The sequence below is a fragment of the Candidatus Cloacimonadota bacterium genome, assembly GCA_020532355.1.
Classification (GTDB): domain Bacteria; phylum Cloacimonadota; class Cloacimonadia; order Cloacimonadales; family Cloacimonadaceae; genus UBA5456.
In genome coordinates this window covers 1-5001 of record JAJBBD010000085.1, presented here as the reverse complement: position 1 = coordinate 5001, position 5001 = coordinate 1, and the positions used below count along the sequence as shown (strand labels likewise).

The 5001-nt window shown below is 47.1% G+C and carries 1 protein-coding gene; it reads left to right on the top strand.

Going from position 1 to position 5001, the window contains the following annotated elements; genetic code table 11:
* Positions 1 to 778 precede the first annotated feature (778 nt).
* Positions 779 to 4249, top strand: coding sequence for an SBBP repeat-containing protein (locus tag LHW48_02795; protein MCB5259387.1), 3471 nt, complete (start codon positions 779 to 781; stop codon positions 4247 to 4249).
* The last annotated feature ends 752 nt before the right edge of the window (positions 4250 to 5001 follow it).

Sequence of the window (5001 nt, the reverse complement as noted above, 5' to 3'; positions counted from 1 at the left end):
CTTAGAATCCATAATCTCTTCAATTGTCTGGTCAGTTCCATCTTCTCTCATGAATACTATCTGGCTGCCTGATTCTACCATCTGCTCCAGCATTGCCTGCTCTTTGCGATTCTTGTTCTGCTTGGTCATCTTGATCTCCTTCTCGGTTACCCGACTGTTGATTTATGGGTCTATTGTACACCTCTCGCAACCGTGGTCAAGTCCTTTCCGCTCAATATGATAAAGAATGTGCAAGAATCTTCATTGACAGAAATCCAGTCAAATCTCACCTTGCATACAGCCTACAGACCCTACATAGAATGCCCTCCGAGTCGTGGGGACACCGCCCGGTGCTCCCCACGATATTTTTTATCCCACAACCCATTTGAAGTTTTCGATGATGAAAGCTTGAAGTTTTCAGTGATTAAAGCTTGAAGTTTTCGGTGATGAAAATTGAAGAAGTGGTGATTAAATTTGAAGAAACGGTGATTAAAACCAGTAAGAGAATGACCGCTATAGAAGCCCATTTTCCCGATTTGAAGTTTTCGGTGATGAAAATTGAAGTTTTCAGTGAGGGTTTATAACGGAAAAGAAAACCCGGAACCAAATGTTCTTGACAACAAATCGCCCACAATAAATGATGCCAACAGATGATATTATTCTTGAAGTAGAAGCTGCAGACGGAAAGGGATATGACGCATGGAACAAGGGACAGGGATTACATCAACAGAACCCCGAATTGATGAATAGCGTGTTAAATATAAAATATTGAGGAACAAGCGTTCTTAAGGAGGAACAAATGAAGGTACTCAAGATTGCCATAGTCAGTTTGATAGCCATGTTTTTGGGATTTCATCTATTTGCACAGACTGAGGATTGGCTCTGGGCTAATCAGGCTGGCGGGATAAGTTACGATTATGGACAAAGCATCGCCACCGATAGCAATGGAAACAGCTATGTAACGGGAAGTTTTGAAGGCACTGCCGTATTTGGCAGCACTACACTGGCCAGTAGTGGGCAAAGCGACATCTTCGTAGCTAAAATGGATAGCAACGGCAACTGGCTCTGGGCAAAAAAAGCGGGGGGCTCGAGCTATGACTACGGCTACGGTATCGCCGTTGATAGCTCCGGCAATAGCTATGTAACTGGAAATTTTTCAGACTCTGCCGTCTTTGGCAGCACTACACTTACCAGTAGTGGGGATTACGACATCTTCGTAGCAAAAATTGACAGCAATGGCATCTGGCTTTGGGCACAAAAAGCGGGTGGTTCGAACTATGACTATGGCTACGGTATCGCCGTTGATAGCTCTGGCAATAGCTATGTGACGGGATCTTTTCAGAGCACTGCTACATTTGGCAGCACAACCATAAACAGCAGTGGGAATACAGACATCTTCGTAGCAAAAATTGACAGCAATGGCAACTGGCTCTGGGCCCAAAAAGCGGGTGGTTCGAACTATGACTATGGCTACGGTATCGCCGTTGATAGCTCCGGTAATAGCTATGTGACGGGGAAATTTTTCGGTACTGCTACATTTGGCAGCACCACACTTACCAGTAGTGGGTATGAAGACATATTTGTGGCAAAAATTGACAGCAATGGCAACTGTCTTTGGGCACAAAAAGCGGGTGGTAGGAGCTCTGACTACGGCTACGGTATCGCCGTTGATAGCTCCGGCAACAGCTATGTAACGGGATCTTTTCTGTACACTGCCCACTTTGGCACAACGACACTAACTAGTAGTAGTAGTGGGTATGGCGACATCTTCGTGGCAAAAATGGATAGCAGCGGCAACTGGCTCTGGGCCCAAAAAGCGGGTGGTTCGAGCTCTGACTATGGCTACGGTATCACCGTTGATAGCTCCGGCAATAGCTATGTAACGGGATATTTTCAGAGCACTGCCACATTTGGCAGCACCACACTGACTAGTAGTGGGGCTAGTGACAATTTCGTGGCTAAACTGGACAGCACGGGGAGCTGGCTTTGGGTCATGAAAGCAGGTAGTTGTTACTCTGACTACCGTAGTGCCATCGGTATGGACAGCAAGGGCAATATATATGTTACGGGTTCCTTCATCGGTAGCTTCAGCTTTGGCACTACGTCGCTGACTAGTAGTGGAAATAGTGACATCTTTATCGCCAAGTATGGAGATACCAGTTTGCAATTGCTGTCACCAAATGGCGGTGAAATCTGGAGAGCTTCAAGCCAACAAACCATCTATTGGGATGCAGAATCGTTCCCAACACCCATAAACATCAAGTTTTCATACGATGGAGGAGCATCCTGGTTCAATCTCAATACGGAACCCGTAAACGGATCATTAGGCTGTTTCAGTACGTTGGCTTTGCCGGTGAGCTCTGAGCAGTGTTTGATTCGCTTAGAATCTGCGTCAGATCCCGATTCATGGTTCGACACAAGCGATGGCTTTTTCTCACTTAGCACCGGAAATCCACCCTCATTACAGTTAATAGCACCTCAAAGTACAGATCTTAAGCTTCATGAAGGCAGATCGTATGAAATCACCTGGCTACCAAACCAGGTCAATAGTGTAAACATCGATGTTAGTTATGACTGGGGAGTCAATTGGTACTGTATAGCCGAAAACTTGCCGAGTAATCCTGCTACATTTAACTGGACTGTCGCTGATACACTTTCTACTTCATGCTATCTGAGGATATCTGATTCGGAAAATCCAAGCATCTACGACTGGAGCGACAATCCGTTTACCATTGCTAAGTTAGATCTGTTAAACCCAAGTGGTGGCGATATCTATGCCACAGGTGCTCTGCGCACAATTAGCTGGGATTTCGGCAACATATCACACGTCAAACTGGAGTACTCAATTAATGGTGGAGCTAACTGGCAACAGATTTTGTCTTCATTATCTGCTTCAAATACCAGCTACAACTGGACGGTACCTGCCGCCATTTCAAATAGCTGCATGGTGAGGATATCCGATGCCAATTTTCAAAATGTGTCAGATCAGAACGCCGAATACTTCAGCATCAGACCCCAGATTGTTTTGCAAAGTCCAAATGGTGGTGAGCAAATGATGAGTACATCCATTTATCCAATTTTGTGGAATGTAACAACTGATGTAAGCCACGTTGTGCTGGATTACAGCAGCAATGGCGGACAAAGCTGGCAATCCATAATGAGTCAGCCATATCCGGCTTCGGTGGGACGTTTCGACTGGCTGGTACCGGCCATTACTACGGATCAGGCTAAAGTGCGGATCCGTAAGTATAATGAAAACAACATCACCGCTATATCTGCAGGAGTCTTTTCCATCGTCAGCGATCCGTTGGCTCCGCTTGCCGAGTTCAGTGCGAACTTAATCAGCGGTTTAGAGCCTCTGGCAGTGCAATTCACGGATCTCTCCACACCCGGAACCGGGGGGATCACAGCCTGGCAATGGGATTTTGGCGATGGCGGCACATCAAGCGAACAGAACCCTTTACACACATACAACCAACCAGGGGTTTACAGTGTGAGTTTGACCGTGGAGGGTCTCTTTGACTTGGAGGATACCGAACAGAAGACAGATTACATTACGGTGATCGCAAGCGTGCCGGAGATAGAACTGCTGAGTGCTGCCAGCTTACATTATGGTGTGGTTTATCTTGGTGATGTATCTGCAGTACAGAGTATTGAAGTTAAAAACTCCGGCGGGGCTGCGCTGAATATAACGAGCGTGTCCTATCTGGCAGGAACTTCAGCCTTTTCTTTGATTGATACAGCACTGCCCATTGTGCTGGCTCCGGATGAAACCGCGATTCTGAATGTGACCTTTGCTCCCCTGGCCAGCGGCGCGGTGAGCGATAGCATTTATATCCATAGCGATGCTGACAATCTGCCAGTACTCGCCATTGGTTTACGCGGCACCGGTGAGTATGTGCCTCCGGCAGCGGTTACTCCACCTACGGTGCAGATATTGGGTAATGACGCCATCATCACTTGGGAAGCCGTAACTGAGACTATCTATGGCAGCCCCATCGCTCCGGATGGCTATATCGTGCTTTACAACGAGACGCCTTACGAAGATGCGAACTACTATTATTTCCTGAATTTTGTGCCGGAAACCAGTTACACCCACACATTTGTGGCACTCTTCCGCCCATCCATGTTTTACCGGATTGTGGCAGTGAAGTTTTATCGAGAATCCGAACGTGAGGCAGTGGCCGGCCTGCGCAGTGGAGAGGATAGAATCACCTGGAAAGTGTTGAAAGAAAGGATGCAGGGCTTGCATCGTAATTCCGGGCAGTGACCAGATAATCTGAACATATTGAGGTGGGCAGAAAGGCCCACCTCTTTGTTCTGTAAGACGGTTAAAGTTTAGGATAAGTGCCGTTGATACGGTCAAATGATCATTAGCAAGGCGTGGTGAGTCCCATCGGGACGACATTTCAGCTAGCCCTCACGCTCCGAAAACCCCCGATGGAGTCCCAGCGGGACGGTATTTTACATGAAAACCAGAGGATTCGACACGTCTCGTGTCGAGCGAGGCCGCAGGCCGAGAAAAGAAAGCAGCTTCGCTGCTTGTGCAGACGAGGACGTCTGCAATCCTCACCCGGTTTTCATTCACTGTGGTGAAAGCCCTTTCATTGGGGTTTAGATAGCATAACAAGCAAGAAATCCGCCAGAGTCCCATCGGGACGGTATTTCAGATAACATGATTGACCTCTGTTTCCAATCTGAAATGCCGTTCCTCTCTCTGGCTTGTTGTAATTCGCATGCTATCTGAAATGCCGTTCCTATGGAACTCAGGACATCATGTCGGGATCGTGATGCTATCTGAAATATCGTTCCTACGGAACTCATACGGTAATCAGGCAACATCGTGCAACCTGTCACCTGCAACCTACCACCTGCCACCTGCCACCTGCAACCTGATCCCATGCAAACCCTCACTTAAAACTTCAAATTGCGCTCACTTGGACAATTGATGCTATCACATTGTTGAAAAATACGATATGGTTAGACACATCTGCTTTGTTGGACTTGGACAGTACCATGATG